Here is a 17,039-nt window from a genome sequence, read left to right on the forward strand (position 1 = left end):
CCCCCGCCCCTTCCGCCGCCGCCCGTGCCTGCCCGGCCGGCGGACCGCGGTGAAGCTGCTCGTCCTGAGCGTCCTGGCGGCCGCCTTCGCCGCCCAGGCGGTGGGCGCGCTGCTGCCGCACGTGCCGCTGCTGCTCGCCGCGACCGCCGGTTCGCTGGCCGCCGAGGGGGTGCTGTACCGGTGGCAGCGGGGCATGGTGTCGCTCTTCGCCAAGTCGCACGCCGACGTCACGGTCCGGCACGTGCTGCGGGACCTGCTGCTCGTGATCGGGCTGCTGCGGCTCGGCGAGCAGCACCGGGAGGGGGTGTACGCCCCGCTGGTCGCCGCGCTCCTCGTCTTCTACGCGCTGCACTGGGCGGTCCAGGCAGCCTCCGTCCTGGTCCGCCGCACCCGGACGCTGCCCGTGGTGACCCGGAACATCGACGCCTCGGCGCTGCGGCTGACCCCGGCGCCCCCGCTGCTGCTGCGCCGCCCCGGGCACCGGCTGGCGGTCTTCGGGCTGCCGGCGTCGGCCGGGCTGCTGGCCACGGCGGCCACCGACGCGCCGGTGTGGGGCGCGGCGGGCCTCGGGCTCTCCCTCACGCTGGCGCTGGCCGGCCTGTGCGCGCTGCTGACGCGGCTGCTGCCGGGGCGCAGGCCCGCAGGTGAGCAGGAGGTGCTCGACTGGTTCGAGGCGTGGCTCGCGGAGTACCGGCCGACGGTCGGCCTGTACTTCTCGGGCGGGGCGTCCTCGGCGTACCAGGCGAACATGTGGCTGGAGCCGCTGGCGCGACTGGAGGGGCGGCCGGTGATCGTGCTGCGCGAGCGGTTCATGGTGCAGCGGATCGCGGCGACGGACATCCCCGTGGTGTGCCTGCCGAAGGTGTCCACACTGATGCGCCTGGAGCACTCCACCCTGCGGGTCCTGCTGCACCCCTCGAACTCCGGGAAGACCTCGCAGGTGCTGCGCATCCCCACCATCAAGCACGCCTTCGTCAACCACGGGGAGAGCGACAAGCTGTCCTCCTGCAACCCGTACGCGAAGGCGTACGACGAGGTGTGGGTGGCCGGTCCCGCGGCGCGCGAGCGGTACGCGCTGGCGGAGGTCGGCGTCGAGGACAAGGACGTGGTGGAGATCGGCCGCCCGCAGCTCGGCGCCGTACGGCCGCACGCGGGACCGCCCGCGCCGGGAGCCTTCACGACCGTGCTGTACGCGCCCACCTGGGAGGGCTGGGACGGCAATCCGGGCAACACGTCGGTGGTGGAGGCGGGCGAGCACCTGGTCCGGGCGCTGCTCGCGGACCCGGCGGTACGGCTGCTGTACAAGCCGCATCCGCTGACGGGGTCGGTGGATCCGCGGGCCCGGGCGGCCGATCTGCGCGTGCGGGAGCTGGTGCGGGCGGCGAACCGGGAGCGGGGCGGGCCCCGGCCCGCGCCGTCGGCAGCGGCCGAGCTGGCCCGGCGGACCGCGGAGCTGGACCGGCTCACCGCGCCCCGTTTCCGTTCGGCCGCCGACCAGGCGGAGCGGATGCTGCGCGGTCCGGCGCCGGCGTCCGGGCGGGCGGAGGCGGTGGCGCGGGCGACGGCCGCCTGGGAGGAGGCGTACTGGGCGTCGCTGCCCGAGTGGGAGCACCAGGTGGTCACGGACGCCCGGCCGCCGCTCTACACCTGCTTCAACCGGGCGGACCTGCTGATCAGCGATGTCTCCAGCGTGATCAGCGACTTCCTGGCGAGCGGCAAGCCGTACGCGGTGGCCAACACCAGCGGGCTGGCCGAGGACGTGTTCCGCAAGTCGTTCCCGACGGTGGTGGCGGCGACCGTGCTGACGCCGGACGCGGCCGGGGTGCCGGACCTGCTGGACGCGGTCCGTCATCCGGAGCTGGACGAACTGGCCGGGGAGCGGGCCGCGTTGGCCCTGCGGCTGCTGGGCCCGGCCGGGCCGCCCCCGCAGGAGCGCTTCGCGGCGGCCGTGCGGTCGCTGTGCACGGCCGCCGGGGAGCACCGGACTCGCATGGCCGAGCGGCTCGCCACGGAGCTGCCCCTGCCCGGGCCGCGGCGCGGGCCCGCCGAGCGGTCCACGGCCTCGGCCGGCACCCCGCAGGCCGGACGGACGCAGCCGCGGGGCCGCGCCTGAGCGCCGCCGCCGCGCGGCCGGACCTCAGCCGTGCCGGTGGCGCCAGCCCTGCCAGGCGGACTCGATCATGGCGTCCAGGTCGTGGCGGGCCGTCCAGCCGAGTTCCTCGCGGGCGCGGTCGGCGGAGGCGACTACGCGGGCCGGGTCACCGGGACGGCGTCCGGTCACCTGCGGGGAGAGGTCCTGCCTGTCGGTGACCTTGAGGATGCGGTCGACCAGATCCCGCACCGAATTCCCCTCACCGCGGCCGATGTTGAGGGTGAGCGCCGTACCCTCCGGGGCATCCGCCAGTCGACGCGCGGCCGCGAGGTGGGCGGAGGCGATGTCCTCGACGTGGATGTAGTCCCGCACACAGGTGCCGTCGGGGGTGGCGTAGTCGTCGCCGAAGACCCGCGGGGCGTCGCCCGCCTCCAGGCGTTCGAAGACCATGGGGATGAGGTTGAAGACACCGGAGTCGGACAGCTCGGGGGTTGCCGCGCCCGCGACGTTGAAGTAGCGCAGTGAGGCGGCGCGGATGCCGTGGGCCCGGGCGGCGGCGTTGATCAGCCACTCGCCGACCAGCTTGGTCTCACCGTAGGGGCTCATCGGCAGGCACGGGGTGTCCTCCGTGACGAGGTCCACGTCGGGCATGCCGTAGACGGCGGCGGAGGAGGAGAAGACGAGGCGGCCGACACCGGTGGACGTCATGGCCTCCAGGAGGGTCGCCAGGCCCGTGACGTTCTCCCGGTAGTAGTGCAGTGGCCGCTCGACCGATTCGCCGACCTGCTTCTTGGCCGCGATGTGCACCACGCCTGTCACAGCATGGTCACGAATCGCGCCTTCCAGCAGGGCTCCGTCGAGCACGCTGCCGACCACCAGCGGGACCCCGTCGGGCACCCGGTCGGCGCTGCCGGTGGACAGGTCGTCGTACACGACGGCACGTTCGCCGCCGTCGACCAGGGCGCGCACCACATGCGCGCCGATGTACCCGGCTCCGCCCGTGACCAGCCAGCTCATTTCTCATGCCTCCCAGATCCTTGTCACTGGGCTGCACACTCGTCGGTGGGCTGCGGAAAATCGAGTCGGGCACATCGGGGCAGAAACGAAGAAAGGTGCGGGTGGACCGAAGGTGAGCAAGGTCTCGCCCTCCTCGCACCGCGCCCGCGGGGCGTTCCGCCACGCCTGGTTGCGCGAGGTGCCCCGGTCTCCCCCGGTCGGGCCACCGCACCCACGGAAACTTCACGTGAATCCTTTACGCTGATGCGGCGGCGCGCTCGGGCCCCCCGACGCTCGGAGCGCGTTCCGGTCCCAGCCCGCGCCCCTCCGCGACTCGGAACAGGTTGTAAGAATGCCCAAGCTCTCTCTCGTCATTCCCGTGTACAAGGTGCAGGGATACCTGCCAGAATGTCTTGATTCCGTACTCGGTCAGGAATACACGGATTACGAGATCGTCGCGGTCGACGACTGCTCGCCGGACGGGTCGGGGGCCATTCTCGACGAGTACGCGAAGCGGGATCCCCGCGTCCATGTGATTCATCTCACGGAGAATGTCGGACTGGGTCGCGCGCGGAACGCGGGGCTGGAACGGGCACAGGGCGAGTACGTGCTCTTCCTCGACAGCGACGACTCGCTGACCGACGGTGCCCTGGCAGCGATAGCCGAACGTCTCGAGGCCACCGGAAACCCCGAGGTGCTCGTCTACGACTACGCCCGCACCTACTGGGACGGCCGCGTCCGCCCCAATCTGCGGGCCGACGTCCTCACCGCCGAGAGCCCTGACGTCTTCTCCCTCGCCGAACGTCCGGAACTGCTCGACCTGCTGCAGATCGTCTGGAACAAGGCCTACCGCCGCGACTTCATCACCCGGATCGGGCTGACCTTCCCGCCGGGGTACTACGAGGACGCACCCTGGACGTTCTGCTCGATGATCAGTGCCGAGCGGATCGCCGTGCTGGGCCGTGTCTGCGTGCTCTACCGCCAGCGTCGCGAGGGCGGCAACATCCTCAAGACGGTCAGCCGCAAGCACTTCGACGTCTTCGACCAGTACCGTCGGGTCTTCGAGTTCGTCGGCCGGCGCGACGAACTCGCCCAGTGGCACGCTCCGCTGTTCCGCAAGATGGTCGATCACTACCTGACCGTGCTGGAGCGTCCGGGCCGGCTGCCGCAGAACGCGCGTGCCGAGTTCTTCCACCGCGCCGCCGCCGACTACCGGGCGTACCTGCCGCAGGACTTCGAGCTGCCGGCCGGCCGTCGCCGCCACAAGTACACGATGCTGCAGCGCGACGCGTACCCCGCCTTGATGGGCGCGCTGGCCGCCGCGCGGACCCGCCAGCGGGTGCAGAGCAAGACGCGTCGCGTGCTGAACCGTTCCAAGCGCAGCGCGATGGGCGTCTTCTACCGGTCGCAGCTGAGGCTGCCGCTGGACGAGAACCTGGCCGTGTTCTCCGCCTACTGGGGGCGCAGCGTGTCCTGCAACCCCGCTGCCATCGACGCCGAGCTGGGCCGCCTGGCTCCCCATGTGCGCCGGGTCTGGGCGGTCCGGCCGGAAGCCGTGAAGCAGGTCCCCGAAGGCGTGGAGTACGTCCGCGTGGGGTCGCGGGAGTACTGGGCGGCCGTGGCCCGCGCCAAGTACCTCGTCAACAACGTGAACTTCGGGGACAGCGTGGTGAAGCGGGAGGGCCAGGTCCATGTGCAGACCCATCACGGCACCCCGCTGAAGACGATGGGCCTGGACCAGCAGAAGTATCCGGCCTCCACCAACATGAGCTTCCGCAAGCTCCTGCAGCGCTGCGACCGCTGGGACTTCAGCCTCAGCTCCAACCGCTTCTCTTCCAGCGTGTGGGAGCGGGTGTACCCCTGTTCCTACACCTCGCTGGATACCGGCTACCCGCGCAACGACATCCTCCTGCGGGCGACGGCCGAGGACGTGCGTGCGGCCAGGGAGGAACTGGGCCTGAGTGAGGGCACCACGGCCTTCCTCTACACGCCGACGCACCGCGAGTACCAGAGCGGCTTCGTGCCCCGTCTCGACCTGGAGCAGCTCGCCGAGCGGCTGGGACCCGACGTCACCGTGCTGGTGCGCGGGCACTACTTCTACGGCGGCTCCGCACGTCTCACCGAGCTGCAGTCCAGCGGACGCATCGTCGACGTGTCCGGTCATCCGTCGGTGGAGCGGCTGTACCTCGCCGCCGACGCCCTGATCACGGACTACTCGTCGGCGATGTTCGACTACGCCAACCTGAACCGCCCCATCGTGATCTTCGCCGACGACTGGGACACCTACTCCGTCGTCCGCGGAACGTACTTCGACGTGCTGCGGGAGGGGCCGGGAGCCGTGGCCACCACGCAGGAGGAGCTGAGCGAGCTGCTCAGCTCCGGCGAGTGGCGCGGCGACCGGGCCGCAGAGGCCCGAGACCGGTTCCGGCGGCGTTTCTGTGATTTCGATGACGGTCGTGCATCCGAACGGGTGGTTCGACACGTCTTCTTGGGTGAACCACTCGCGGAACTGCCGCCGATCGTGCCGCTGGACGAGCGGGTGCCTGCTCCACCGCCCGGCCCGGACGTCGCGGCGTCCGACCCGATATCCGTTCTTTGAGTCAGAGGTAGCTGCCGCTGTGTCCCAGCAAGACGACAGAACACCAGACGTAAGCGTCGTCGTCATCGTCTACAACGACGCCGCCCGTCTTCCGACGGCGGTGCAGTCGGTTCTCGACCAGACCCTTCACAACGTCGAGGTCATCGTCGCCGACGACCACTCCACCGACGGCTCGTTCGAAGTCGCGCAGCAGCTGGCGGCCGGCTCCGACCGGGTGCGCGCCATCCAGCTGGCGGAGAACAGCGGAGGCTGCGGCGAGCCGCGCAACCAGGGCATAGCCATCGCCCGCGGTCGTTACGTCATGTTCCTCGACAGCGACGACACCCTGGAGGTCAACGCCTGTCGCAACATGCTGGAGGCCGCCGAGCGCACGGGCGCCGATCTCGTCTCCGGCCTCTGCCTGCGTGTGCACACCGACAGCCGGTCGGGCAAGACGGCCAAGTGGTACCAGTGGCTCTACCGGCAGACCCGTACCTTCGATTCGGTCGCCGAGATACCGGACCTGCTGGTCTTCGACACCCTGTCGACCAACAAGTGCTACCGGCGCGAGTTCCTCGTCGAGAGCGGACTGACCTTCCCGCGCGGCATCCACTACGAGGACCTGCTCTTCTCCGCGCAGGCGTACCTGGCCGCGTCCCGGATCACGCTCATCCCCAACACGGTCTACCACTGGAACGTCGTCGAGAAGACCGAAGAGAAGTCGATCAGCAACCGGCGACACGAGATCAACAACTTCGCCGACCGGCTGGAGATCCACCGCAGGATCGACCGCATCCTCGCCGAAGAGGGCCACGACGAGCTCAAGCTCCACAAGGACACCAAGTTCCTCAAGCACGACCTGGTCCTCTACCTCCGGGACCTGCCCTTCCTGGACGACGAGTACCGGCACCACTTCGCGGAGATGGCCCGCAGCTACATCCAGGACTTCCCCGACGAGGCGTACGCCGAGCTGTCCCCGATCCACCGGCTCTGCGCCTACCTGCTGCTGCGTGAGGACTGGGAACACCTCATGCCCGCCATCGACACGCTCATCAACAAGAGCAAGGTCTCCAGCCCGCTGCTGGAGCGCGACGGCCGGGTCTACTGGTGCGCCGAGCACCTCGACGACCCGATGGGCCGCACCATCCTCGACGTGACCGACCTCGGCTACCACGCCAAGCCGGTGCAGCGTCTCAACCTGCGCAACGCGGTGACCCGGTACGCGGAGAACTCCTCGGGGGTCGTCCTCGCCGGAGCCCTGGTCAACCCGCTGGGAGTGATCGCTCCCGATGCCGTCCTCGAGGGCGAACTGGAGTTCCGCGCCCGCCGCAAGAGCCTTCAGTCGTTCCGCTTCCCGGTGTCGGAGATCCGGCACGAGGGCGACTCCCTGACCTGGCAGACCACGGTCGCGCTGGCGACGAGGCTGCGCCCCGTGGGCCTCGTCGACGACGTGTGGGACGTCCGCCTGCACCTCGTGGTCGACGGCGAGCGCACGACGAGCCGGCTCACCGTCGGTCGCACGGACCTGGAGGGCGCCGGCGCGATCCGGATCCGGCCGCGGCTGGGCCGGATGATGGCCGACCGGATCCTGCCGCACGCCTCGGCCAACGGGCACCTCGCCTTCCGGCTGACCCAGCACAGCCGGCTGGCACAGCGCACCTCCTCCCTGGTCCAGCGCAACATCCAGAGCCCTCCGGCGCGCATGGCGAAGAAGGTGGTGCGCAAGGTCGCCAAGGTGCGCAAGGACCTGAACTCCGGACCGCGCAAGATCGAGACCTTCGAGCGCATGATCCGGATCCTGCCCGTGCGCAAGGGCACCGTCGTCTTCGAGAGCCACCTCGGCAAGCAGTACAGCGACAGTCCGCGCGCGATCTACGAGGAACTGCGCCGGCGTGGGGTGCCGATCAAGGCGATCTGGTCGTACGCGGGCAACCGCCCCACCGGCTTCCCCGAGGACGTCGAGCTGGTGCGCCGCTGGTCGTGGCCGTACCTGAGGGCGCTGGCGCAGGCCGAGTTCTGGATCGACAACCAGGGCTTCCCGCTGAAGCTGCCCAAGCGTGCGGAGACCACCTACATCCAGACCTGGCACGGCTCCGCCCTCAAGCGCATGGGCTTCGACGAGCCGCACTACCGGATCATGCCCGAGCACGAGCAGCGGGCCTACCAGCGGGCCATCGACCGCTTCGACCACTTCGTGGTCCGTGGTGAGCACGACGAGAAGACGCTGGCCCGGGCGTACCGAATACCCGAGGAACGGCTGCTGCGCACGGGGTACCCGCGCAACGACGCCCTGGTGCGTGCCCGCGACTCGGCGGACACCGACCCGGCGGCGCAGGAGCTTGCCGAACGGCTGGGCATCCGCCGGGACCTCCCGGTCGTGCTGTACGCCCCGACCTTCCGGGCCCAGGCGAACGGCAAGGTCCGCAAGTTCGAGTTCCCCTTCGACGTCGAGGAGTTCGCGGACCGCTTCGGTGACCGTTTCACGCTGCTGATCCGCACGCACTACCTGAACAACGTCACGCTGCCGCCGTCGGTGGCCGGCCGGGTCGTCAACGTCAGCGAGGAACCGGACATCACTCCCGTCCTGCTGCTCGCGGACGCGATGGTCACCGACTACTCCTCCGTGATGTTCGACTACGCCCTGCTCCAGCGGCCGATGGTCTTCTTCACCTACGACTGGGACGAGTACGCGCAGAACAGCCGCGGCACCTACTTCGACCTGTCGGAGAAGGCCCCCGGCCCGGTGGCCGGGACGGCGGAGGAGCTCTTCGAGGTGCTGTCCGACCTCGACGCGCTCGCGTCCGGATGCGAGGGCCCGGTCAAGGAATTCATGACGCAGTACGGCGAGTACGACCGCGGCGACGCGGCCGCGCAGATCGTCGACCGCTTCTTCGGCTCCGAGGGAGCAACCCGATGACAGAGCGCGACATCATCTTCGTGGCCAACGAGGTCAACGAACTCGGCGGCGTCGCCCGCTGGCAGGCTCTGATGGCCCAGCTGCTCGCCGAGCGCGGACACCGCGTGACCATCGTGGGCATCGCGCCGCCCGAGGTGCCGATGGACCTCGGGGAGGACCCGCCCTTCGCCACGGTGACGCTCTACGACCGGCGCCCGCCCGGTCCGTGGCAGGCCAAGAACCTCCGCGACCGGGCCAACATCGCGGCCCGCCGCCGCGAGGCGGCCCGTGAAGCGGGCATGCGGGAGGCGACGGAACGGCTGTCCCGGCTCTTCCGGGCCGCCGGTCCCGGCGCCATGATCGTCGTGACCCAGGTCTGGGCGATGGAGTGGGTGGCCGCCGCCGACACGGCCGGTCACCCGGTCATCGGCATGAGCCACGAGTCCTACGAGTACTCGAAGGGCTCCTCCCGTTTCCAGCGTGTCCAGCGGTACTACAAGGACATCGACCGGCTTCTCCTGCTCACCCAGGAGGACGCGGACCTCTGGGTCGGCCGCGGCCTGAACAACGTGGGGTTCATGCCCAACCCCCTGCCGATGATGCCGGAGGTCCCGTCCGCGCGTACCGAGAAGGTCGTCGCGAGCATCGGCCGCCTGGGTCACCAGAAGGGCATCGACATGCTCCTGGACACCTGGGCCGATACGGCGCCCAAGCACCCCGGGTGGCGCCTGCGCATCTACGGTTCCGGTCCCGACGAGAGCGCGCTGAAGGAACAGTGCACCCGTCTGGGGCTGGACGACTCGGTGGAGTGGGCCGGCCAGACGGACGACGTGGTGGGCGCGCTGCACGGCGCCTCGGTGTTCGTCCAGTCCTCCCGCGGCGAGGGCTTCCCGCTGGCGCTGCTGGAGGCCATGGCGTGTGCCGTGCCCTGCGCGGCCTTCGACTGCGCTCCGGGTGTCCGCCAGATCGTCCAGGACGAGGAGGACGGTCTCCTCGCCCGTCCGGGCAACACCATGGAGCTCGCGCGGCAGCTGGGGCGGCTCATGGAGGACGACGAGCTGCGCGACACCATGGGCGAGAAGGCACGTGAGAACGTGCAGCGTTACTCGCCCTCGGCCATCACGGACCAGTGGGAAGAGCTGTTCACCTTCCTGGAACGCTGAGTTCCGGACCCGTCGACGGTGACGGCGCGGGCCGGCCCGGCCCGCGCCCGCCGTACGTGCTGGAACGTTCTACAACCATTCCCCGGGCCGGTCGGTCATGGAAGCGCGATCGCGCCGGGGACCTCACGCACCTCGGCATGCCACCGGAAAGGCAGATGAATGCGCCAGACGGACCAGCACCCACCGGCGGACAGCCCCACCGTGGAGCTGGGGGTGTCCGCAGTCGTCCCGCAAGCGCCGTCCCCGCAGCCGGCCGCGGAGGTACCGGTGGCGGACGCCGGACCGGTGGTCCGCAAGAACCGGCTCGCCGCCCTGGACGGGCTGCGCTTCCTGGCGGCGCTCGCCGTGGTCCTGTTCCACTTCGTCGGCCAGACGCCCGGGGCGATGGAGTTCGTGTGGGGGCGCCCGGTGGACGCCCTGTTCCCGGACGCGCACCGCTACTTCGCCTTCGGCCGGCTCGGTGTCGACCTGTTCTTCCTCATCAGCGGTTTCGTGATCTGCATGAGCGCGTGGGGCCGCACCCCCCGCGACTTCTTCATCTCGCGGGTCACCCGGCTGTACCCGATGTACTGGGTGGCGATCGTGGTGTCAGCCGCTGTGATCTACCTCTTCGACACGCCGTTCGGGCACCCCAACCCCCGGGTGCTCTTCGCGAACTTCACGATGCTGCAGACCCCGCTCGGCGTCGACAACCTCGACTCGGTCTACTGGACGCTCTGGCCGGAGCTCTGCTTCTACCTCACCTTCGCGGTGGTGGTGTGGAAGGGGCTGACCTACCAGCGAGTGGTGATCTTCTGCGGGCTGTGGACGGTCGCCGCGGTGCTGGCGCCCAGCGCCGGGATCCCGCTGCTGACGCTGCTGGTCAATCCGACGTCCGCGCCGTTCTTCATCGCGGGCATGGCCTTCTACCTGATGTACCGCTACCGGCCGACACCGCTGCTGTGGGGCATCGTGGCCATGTCCTGGCTGCTGGCGCTGCACTTCCTGCTGGCCCCGCACGGCGGGCGCAACAACTGGGAGACCTGGTCGCCGTGGCGTGGCTGGCTGATCCTCGCGACCACGGTGTTCTTCCTGCTCATCGCCGCGATCGCGCTCGGCTGGACCACCTGGATCCGCGGACGCTGGCTGACCGTCGCCGGCACCCTGACCTTCCCGCTGTACCTGCTGCACGACGTGCTCGGGGTGACGGTGGTGCACCACTTCAGCGGCCGCGTGGATCCCTGGGCCCTGGTGGGGATGACGGCCGGCGGCCTCATCGTGCTCTCGTACTTCGTCCAGCGCTTCGTCGAGCGTCCGATCGCGGTCGCCATGCGACGGCGTCTGAGCAGCGCCGAGTTCGGGCTGAAGGCGCCGGCTCCGCGGCAACGGTCGTGACCCGACCGCAGCGGCCGGGTCAGCGTACGAGGACGCCGACCCGGCCGTAGTTCAGGGGGAGCGGGACGCTCAGAACGGTTCGAAGCCGTCGAACTCCCGCTCCGCGTCGTCCCGTTCGGCATCCCGGTCGCGGCGGCGCTGGGCGGCGGGCCGGGGGGCCTCGAAGCGGTGGTCCTCGCCGCGGCGGCCGAGCATCTCGGCGCCGGCCGTCACCGACGGCTCCCAGTCGAAGACGACCGCGTTGTCCTCGGGGCCGATCGCCACACCGTCGCCGTTGCGGGCGCCGGCCTTCATCAGCCGGTCCTCGACACCGAGGCGGTTGAGCCGGTCGGAGAGGTAGCCGACGGCCTCGTCGTTGTTGAAGTCGGTCTGGCGCACCCAGCGTTCGGGCTTCTCGCCGCGCACCCGGAACAGGCCGTCCTCCTCGCGGGTGACGGTGAAGCCGGCTTCGTCCACCGCCTTGGGCCGGATGACGATCCGCGTGGCCTCCTCCTTGGGCCGGGCGGCACGCGCCCCGGCCACCAGCTCGGCCAGCGCGAAGGAAAGCTCCTTGAGGCCCATGTGGGCCACCGCGGACGCCTCGAAGACGCGGTAGCCGCGCTCCTCCAGGTCCGGGCGGACCATCTCGGCGAGGTCCTTGCCGTCGGGCACGTCGATCTTGTTGAGGACGACGATCCGGGGCCGGTTGTCCAGGCCGCCGTACTCGCGCAGCTCGGCCTCGATGACGTCCAGGTCGGAGAGCGGGTCGCGCTCGGACTCCAGCGTCGCCGTGTCCAGGACGTGCACCAGCACGCTGCACCGCTCCACGTGCCGCAGGAACTCCAGGCCGAGGCCCTTGCCCTGGCTGGCGCCGGGGATGAGGCCGGGGACGTCCGCGATGGTGTAGACGGTCTCGCCGGCCGTCACCACGCCCAGGTTCGGGACGAGCGTCGTGAAGGGGTAGTCGGCGATCTTCGGCTTGGCCGCGCTCAGCACGGAGATCAGCGAGGACTTGCCGGCGCTCGGGTAGCCCACCAGCGCCACGTCGGCGACGGTCTTCAGCTCCAGGTGGATGTCCTGGAGGTCGCCGGGCTCGCCGAGCAGCGCGAAGCCGGGCGCCTTGCGCCGGGCCGAGGCCAGCGCCGCGTTGCCGAGGCCGCCCCGGCCGCCCTGCGCGGCGACGTACGAGGTGCCGTGGCCGACCAGGTCGGCGAGGACGTTGCCGGCCTTGTCGAGGACGACGGTGCCGTCGGGGACGGGCAGGACCAGGTCCTGGCCGTCCTTGCCGGAGCGGTGGCCGCCCTCGCCGGGCTTGCCGTTGGTGGCCTTGCGGTGCGGCGAGTGGTGGTATTCGAGGAGCGTGGTCACGGACTGGTCCACGGTGAGGACGACGTCGCCGCCCCGGCCGCCGTTGCCGCCGTCCGGGCCGCCGAGCGGCTTGAACTTCTCCCGGTGGACGGAGGCACAGCCGTGGCCTCCGTTACCCGCGGCGACGTGCAGCTCGACGCGGTCCACGAAGGTGGTCATGGGATGTGCCTCCAGTTACTGCTTACTGCGGGGATGTCTCTTGGGTAACACGCGAAAGGCGGACCCGCTTCCCCTCGGGGAAGTGAGGCCCGCCTCGCGAAAGTGTCCGGTCAGGCGACCGGGACGATGTTCACGACCTTGCGGCCACGGTGGGTGCCGAACTGCACCGCACCGGCCTGCAGGGCGAACAGCGTGTCGTCGCCGCCACGGCCGACGCCGCTGCCCGGGTGGAAGTGGGTGCCGCGCTGACGGACCAGGATCTCACCCGCGTTGACGGCCTGACCGCCGAAGCGCTTCACGCCGAGCCGCTGGGCATTCGAGTCGCGACCGTTCCGGGTGGACGATGCGCCCTTCTTGTGTGCCATGTCTCCTCAGTCCCTTACTTCGCAGCCGCGGGGATCTCAGTGACCTTGATCGCCGTGTACTGCTGGCGGTGGCCCTGACGACGGCGGTAGCCGGTCTTGTTCTTGTAGCGCAGAATGTCGATCTTCTGGCCCTTGTGGTGGTCCACGATCTCGGCCTGGACCTTGATGCCGGCCAGCACCCACGGGTCGCTGGTCACAGCGTCGCCGTCGACGACGAGCAGGGTCGAGAGCTCGACCGTGTCGCCGACCTTGCCGGTGGAAATCTTGTCAACCTCAACGATGTCGCCGACAGCAACCTTGTGCTGGCGACCACCGCTGCGCACGATGGCGTACACGCGGATCTCACTCTCTCGCTCGGGAACGGCACCCCCGCAGTCCAGCCACCCGGTGACACACGGACAGCCTCTCCCGGCCGGGGCCCGCGAAGGGCCCGTACCCGGAAGGAAAGAGGTTTACGGGGATGTGACGCGTCACTCGACACGCCGACGCTCAAGATTACGGGGCCGCACGACAGGGGTCAAACCGGGCCCCTGTCCGCCCGCGCACCGCGGCCCCGCCCGCCCGGATGCCGGGCGAACGGGGCCACAGGGTCTGCGACGGTGCCGGATCAGCCCTCGTCGGTGGCGGCCGTGACCGAGGACGGCGCCTGCTGCGCCGCGGCCGCGGTCTTCTTCGACGCCGTCTTCTTGGCCGTGGTCTTCTTGGCGGTCGTCGTCTTGGCCGCCTTCTTCGCCGTGGCCTTCTTCGCGGTCGTCGTCTTCTTGGCCGCGGTCTTCTTGGTGGCGGCCTTCTTCGCCGTCGCCTTCTTGGCCGTCTTGCGGGCCGCCGCCTTCTTGGCCGGGGCGGCCTCCTCGGCGGCCTCCGTGTCCTGCTCGGCCCGCTCCTCCTCCGGCCCGGCCGACGGGACGACCATGACGGCCGCCTCCTCGGACGCGGTGGGCGCGGTGGACTTGCGAACCGCCCGGCGGCGCGGACGGGCCGGGGCCGCTTCCTCGGCGGCGGGCTCCGCGGGGGCCTCGGCGGGCGCCTGAGGCGCCTGCTCGGCCTCCGCGGCCGGTGCGGACGGCGCGGCCTCGGGAACCGTCAGCACGGCCGCCTCCGCACCCGCGGGCGAACCGGCCGGTGCGGACACCTTCCGGGTGGCCCGGCGGCGGGTACGGCCCTTGGGCGCGGCCTCCTCGGCGGCGGGCGCCGGCGCCTCGGCGGGGGCCGTGACGTGGCCGCCGGCGACCGCGTCCTCGACGGCCGCGGGCTCGGCCAGCACCTCGGCGGCGGACTCGCGCCGCACGGGACGCTCGACCTCCTCCCGCACCGTGACGTCCTGCGCGGTCGGGCCCTCGGCGCGGGCGGCCTCGCCCTTCCCGGCCTTCGGCGCGCCCGCCGGGGCCGACGCCCTACGGCTCGCGCGACGCCGGCCACGACCGCGTGTGGCGGCCGCCTCGGCTTCGGCGGCGCTGCTGTACAGCTCCTCGTCCGCGGTGAAGTCGGGCGCCGGGAGGCCGACCGGCTCGGCTACCTCGGCGGCGACCTCGGACTCGGACTCGGTGTCCGCCTCCTGCTCCGCCGTCGGACCGGTCTCGACGCCGGCCACCGCCTCGTGCTCGTGCGGCTGGTCGGCCCCGGCCCGCGCCCGCTTGCGGCGCTTGCTCCCGCCACCGCCGCCACCGGCCGCGGTCGGCTGGTCGAGGTGGACGATGACACCGCGGCCGTTGCAGTGGACGCAGGTCTCCGAGAACGACTCGAGCAGGCCCTGGCCGACCCGCTTGCGGGTCATCTGCACCAGACCCAGCGAGGTCACCTCGGCGACCTGGTGCTTCGTACGGTCCCGGCCCAGGCACTCGAGCAGACGCCGCAGCACCAGGTCCCGGTTGGACTCCAGCACCATGTCGATGAAGTCGATGACGATGATGCCGCCGAGGTCGCGCAGCCGGAGCTGGCGCACGATCTCCTCGGCCGCCTCCAGGTTGTTCCTGGTGACCGTCTCCTCCAGGTTGCCGCCCTGGCCGGTGAACTTGCCGGTGTTGACGTCGACGACGATCATCGCCTCGGTCCGGTCGATCACCAGCGAACCGCCGCTGGGCAGCCAGACCTTGCGGTCCAGCGCCTTGGCGAGCTGCTCGTCGATCCGGTACGTCGCGAAGACGTCGACCTCGCTGGTCCACTTCGACAGCCGGTCGGCGAGGTCGGGCGCCACGTGGGACACGTAGCCGTGGATGGTCTGCCAGGCGTCGTCACCGCTGACGACGACCTGGGAGAAGTCCTCGTTGAAGATGTCGCGCACGACCCGGACGGTCATGTCCGGCTCGCCGTAGAGCAGCGTCGGCGCGTTGCCGCTCTTGGCCTTCTTCTGGATGTCCTCCCACTGCGCCTGGAGCCGCTCGACGTCGCGGCGCAGCTCGTCCTCGCTGGCGCCCTCGGCCGCGGTGCGCACGATGACGCCCGCGTCCTCGGGGACGATCTTCTTGAGGATGGTCTTCAGCCGGGACCGCTCGGTGTCGGGCAGCTTGCGGCTGATGCCGGTCATCGAGCCCTCGGGCACGTAGACCAGGTAGCGGCCGGGCAGCGAGACCTGGCTGGTCAGACGGGCGCCCTTGTGGCCGATCGGGTCCTTGGTGACCTGCACCAGGACCGACTGGCCGGACTTGAGGGCGGACTCGATGCGCCGCGGGCCGTTCGCCATGCCCAGCGCCTCGAAGTTGACCTCACCGGCGTACAGGACGGCGTTGCGGCCCTTGCCGATGTCGATGAAGGCGGCCTCCATCGACGGCAGCACGTTCTGCACCTTGCCGAGGTAGACGTTGCCGACGTACGAGGTGGCCTGCTCCTTGTTGACGTAGTGCTCGACGAGCACGCCGTCCTCCAGGACGCCGATCTGCGTGCGCTCGCCGTGCTGGCGCACGACCATCACGCGCTCGACGGCCTCGCGGCGGGCCAGGAACTCGGCCTCGGTGATGATCGGCACGCGCCGACGGCCCTGCTCGCGGCCCTCGCGGCGGCGCTGCTTCTTGGCCTCCAGGCGGGTCGAGCCCTTGATGGACTGCACCTCGTCGGAGGGCTCGCTCTTCTCCCGCGGCGGGCGGGGCTCGCGGACCTTGACGACGGTGCGCTCGGGGTCGTCGGTGGACGCGTCGCCTTCCCCGGAGCCGTCCCCGGCCCGGCGGCGACGGCGGCGACGGCGCCGGCTGCTGCTGGAGCCGCCACCGTCACCGGCGGACTCCGCGCTCTCCTCGGTGTCCTCCTCGGCCTGCTCGGCGGTGTCGGCACCGTCCTGATCGGCCTGGTCGGCGGCGGTCTGCTCGCTCTCGCCGTCGTTCAGGTCGCCGTCGGCGGAGTCGCCGCGGCGGCGGCGACGGCCGCCCCGGCGCCGACGGCGGCGCGAGCCGGACTCCTCGGAGCCGTCGGCGTCGTCGTGGTCCTCGCCCGACTCGTCGGAGTCGGCGTCGGCCTCGGTGTCGGAGTCGTCGCGGGTGTCGGTCTCCCGCTCGTCCTGCGCGGCGGCGGGCGTCCGGTCCTCGGTGCCCTCCTCGGCGGCGCCCCTGCGGCGGCGACGGCGACGCGACCCGGCGGACTCCTCCTCGGTCTGCTCCTCGGCCGCCTCGACGGGCTTCGCCGGCGCGGCACCGGCCGCCTCGGCGGCGGCTTCGGCGGCGGCCCGCTCGGGCGTCTGGAACTGCGGCTCGGCGAACACGGGCGCCTGGAACACGGCGACGGCGGGCCGGGACGGGCGCTTGGGCGCGTCGTCGGAGGCGGCGGCGGTCTGCGCCGGGGCGGCGAAGCCGCCGGCGGCCTTACGGGTGGACCGGCGGCGCGCCCGGCGCGGAGCGGCGTCCTCGGCGGGCTCGACGTCCTCGGCGGGCTCGACGTCCTTGGCGGGCTCGGCGTCCTTGACGGCCTCGGGGGTGGCCTCACGGACGGGCTCGGGGGTGGGCTCGCTCACCTCGGCGGCGGCCTCGGCGGGCGCCTCGGCCGGGGCCGTCACGCGGCGCGTGGCACGACGGCGGGTGCGGCCCTTGGGCGCGGCGTCCTCGGCCTCCGTCCCGGCGGCGGGAGCTGCGGCGGGCTCGACAGG

Annotated in this window: 10 protein-coding genes; 5 read left to right on the forward strand and 5 right to left on the reverse strand. The window is 71.3% G+C overall.

Going from position 1 to position 17,039, the window contains the following annotated elements:
* A partial coding sequence (locus tag DMH12_RS28745) for a hypothetical protein (RefSeq protein ID WP_399189132.1) occupies positions 1 to 2,113 on the forward strand: 2,113 nt, incomplete at its 5' end.
* 24 nt (positions 2,114 to 2,137) lie between these two features.
* Here the strand turns inward: DMH12_RS28745 and galE are convergent.
* Positions 2,138 to 3,109, reverse strand: coding sequence for a UDP-glucose 4-epimerase GalE (gene galE, locus DMH12_RS28750; protein ID WP_125494363.1), 972 nt, complete (start codon positions 3,107 to 3,109; stop codon positions 2,138 to 2,140).
* Between the two features lie 331 nt (positions 3,110 to 3,440).
* On the opposite strand from galE, the gene DMH12_RS28755 reads away from it, so the two are divergent.
* The 4 genes from DMH12_RS28755 to DMH12_RS28770 all read left to right on the forward strand — a co-directional run bounded on the left by DMH12_RS28755 (position 3,441) and on the right by DMH12_RS28770 (position 11,099).
* Positions 3,441 to 5,687 carry a bifunctional glycosyltransferase/CDP-glycerol:glycerophosphate glycerophosphotransferase gene (locus DMH12_RS28755; protein WP_125494364.1) on the forward strand — a complete coding sequence of 749 codons (2,247 nt, stop codon included), beginning with the start codon at positions 3,441 to 3,443 and terminating at the stop codon, positions 5,685 to 5,687.
* A gap of 19 nt (positions 5,688 to 5,706) precedes the next feature.
* Positions 5,707 to 8,583: a CDP-glycerol glycerophosphotransferase family protein gene (locus DMH12_RS28760; protein ID WP_125494365.1), complete on the forward strand. Its 2,877-nt coding sequence runs from the start codon at positions 5,707 to 5,709 to the stop codon at positions 8,581 to 8,583.
* Positions 8,580 to 9,725 (forward strand): glycosyltransferase family 4 protein, encoded by a 1,146-nt coding sequence (locus DMH12_RS28765; protein ID WP_125494366.1) that lies wholly within the window; start codon positions 8,580 to 8,582, stop codon positions 9,723 to 9,725. The genes DMH12_RS28760 and DMH12_RS28765 overlap by 4 nt, the downstream gene beginning before the upstream one ends.
* A gap of 159 nt (positions 9,726 to 9,884) precedes the next feature.
* Complete coding sequence (locus DMH12_RS28770; protein WP_125494367.1) at positions 9,885 to 11,099, forward strand: acyltransferase; 1,215 nt, start codon at positions 9,885 to 9,887, stop codon at positions 11,097 to 11,099.
* Between the two features lie 69 nt (positions 11,100 to 11,168).
* Here DMH12_RS28770 and obgE read toward each other — a convergent pair whose 3' ends face one another.
* The 4 genes from obgE to DMH12_RS28790 form a co-directional block, all read right to left on the reverse strand.
* Positions 11,169 to 12,605: a GTPase ObgE gene (gene obgE, locus DMH12_RS28775; protein ID WP_125494368.1), complete on the reverse strand. Its 1,437-nt coding sequence runs from the start codon at positions 12,603 to 12,605 to the stop codon at positions 11,169 to 11,171.
* A gap of 110 nt (positions 12,606 to 12,715) precedes the next feature.
* Positions 12,716 to 12,970 carry a 50S ribosomal protein L27 gene (gene rpmA / locus DMH12_RS28780; RefSeq protein WP_015033582.1) on the reverse strand — a complete coding sequence of 85 codons (255 nt, stop codon included), beginning with the start codon at positions 12,968 to 12,970 and terminating at the stop codon, positions 12,716 to 12,718.
* Between the two features lie 14 nt (positions 12,971 to 12,984).
* Positions 12,985 to 13,305: a 50S ribosomal protein L21 gene (rplU, locus tag DMH12_RS28785; protein ID WP_003976204.1), complete on the reverse strand. Its 321-nt coding sequence runs from the start codon at positions 13,303 to 13,305 to the stop codon at positions 12,985 to 12,987.
* Positions 13,306 to 13,577: 272 nt separating this feature from the next.
* A partial coding sequence (locus DMH12_RS28790) for an Rne/Rng family ribonuclease (protein ID WP_148107554.1) occupies positions 13,578 to 17,039 on the reverse strand: 3,462 nt, incomplete at its 5' end.

This window comes from Streptomyces sp. WAC 04229, assembly GCF_003947455.1.
Lineage (GTDB): Bacteria > Actinomycetota > Actinomycetes > Streptomycetales > Streptomycetaceae > Streptomyces.

Excerpts from the sequence above, each read along its gene's own strand:
- DMH12_RS28765 (WP_125494366.1), top strand. The coding sequence starts at position 8,580 with ATGACAGAGCGCGACATCATCTTCGTGGCCAACGAGGTCAACGAACTC.
- rpmA (WP_015033582.1), bottom strand. The coding sequence starts at position 12,970 with ATGGCACACAAGAAGGGCGCATCGTCCACCCGGAACGGTCGCGACTCG.
- galE (WP_125494363.1), bottom strand. The coding sequence starts at position 3,109 with ATGAGCTGGCTGGTCACGGGCGGAGCCGGGTACATCGGCGCGCATGTG.
- obgE (WP_125494368.1), bottom strand. The coding sequence starts at position 12,605 with ATGACCACCTTCGTGGACCGCGTCGAGCTGCACGTCGCCGCGGGTAAC.
- DMH12_RS28770 (WP_125494367.1), top strand. The coding sequence starts at position 9,885 with ATGCGCCAGACGGACCAGCACCCACCGGCGGACAGCCCCACCGTGGAG.
- DMH12_RS28755 (WP_125494364.1), top strand. The coding sequence starts at position 3,441 with ATGCCCAAGCTCTCTCTCGTCATTCCCGTGTACAAGGTGCAGGGATAC.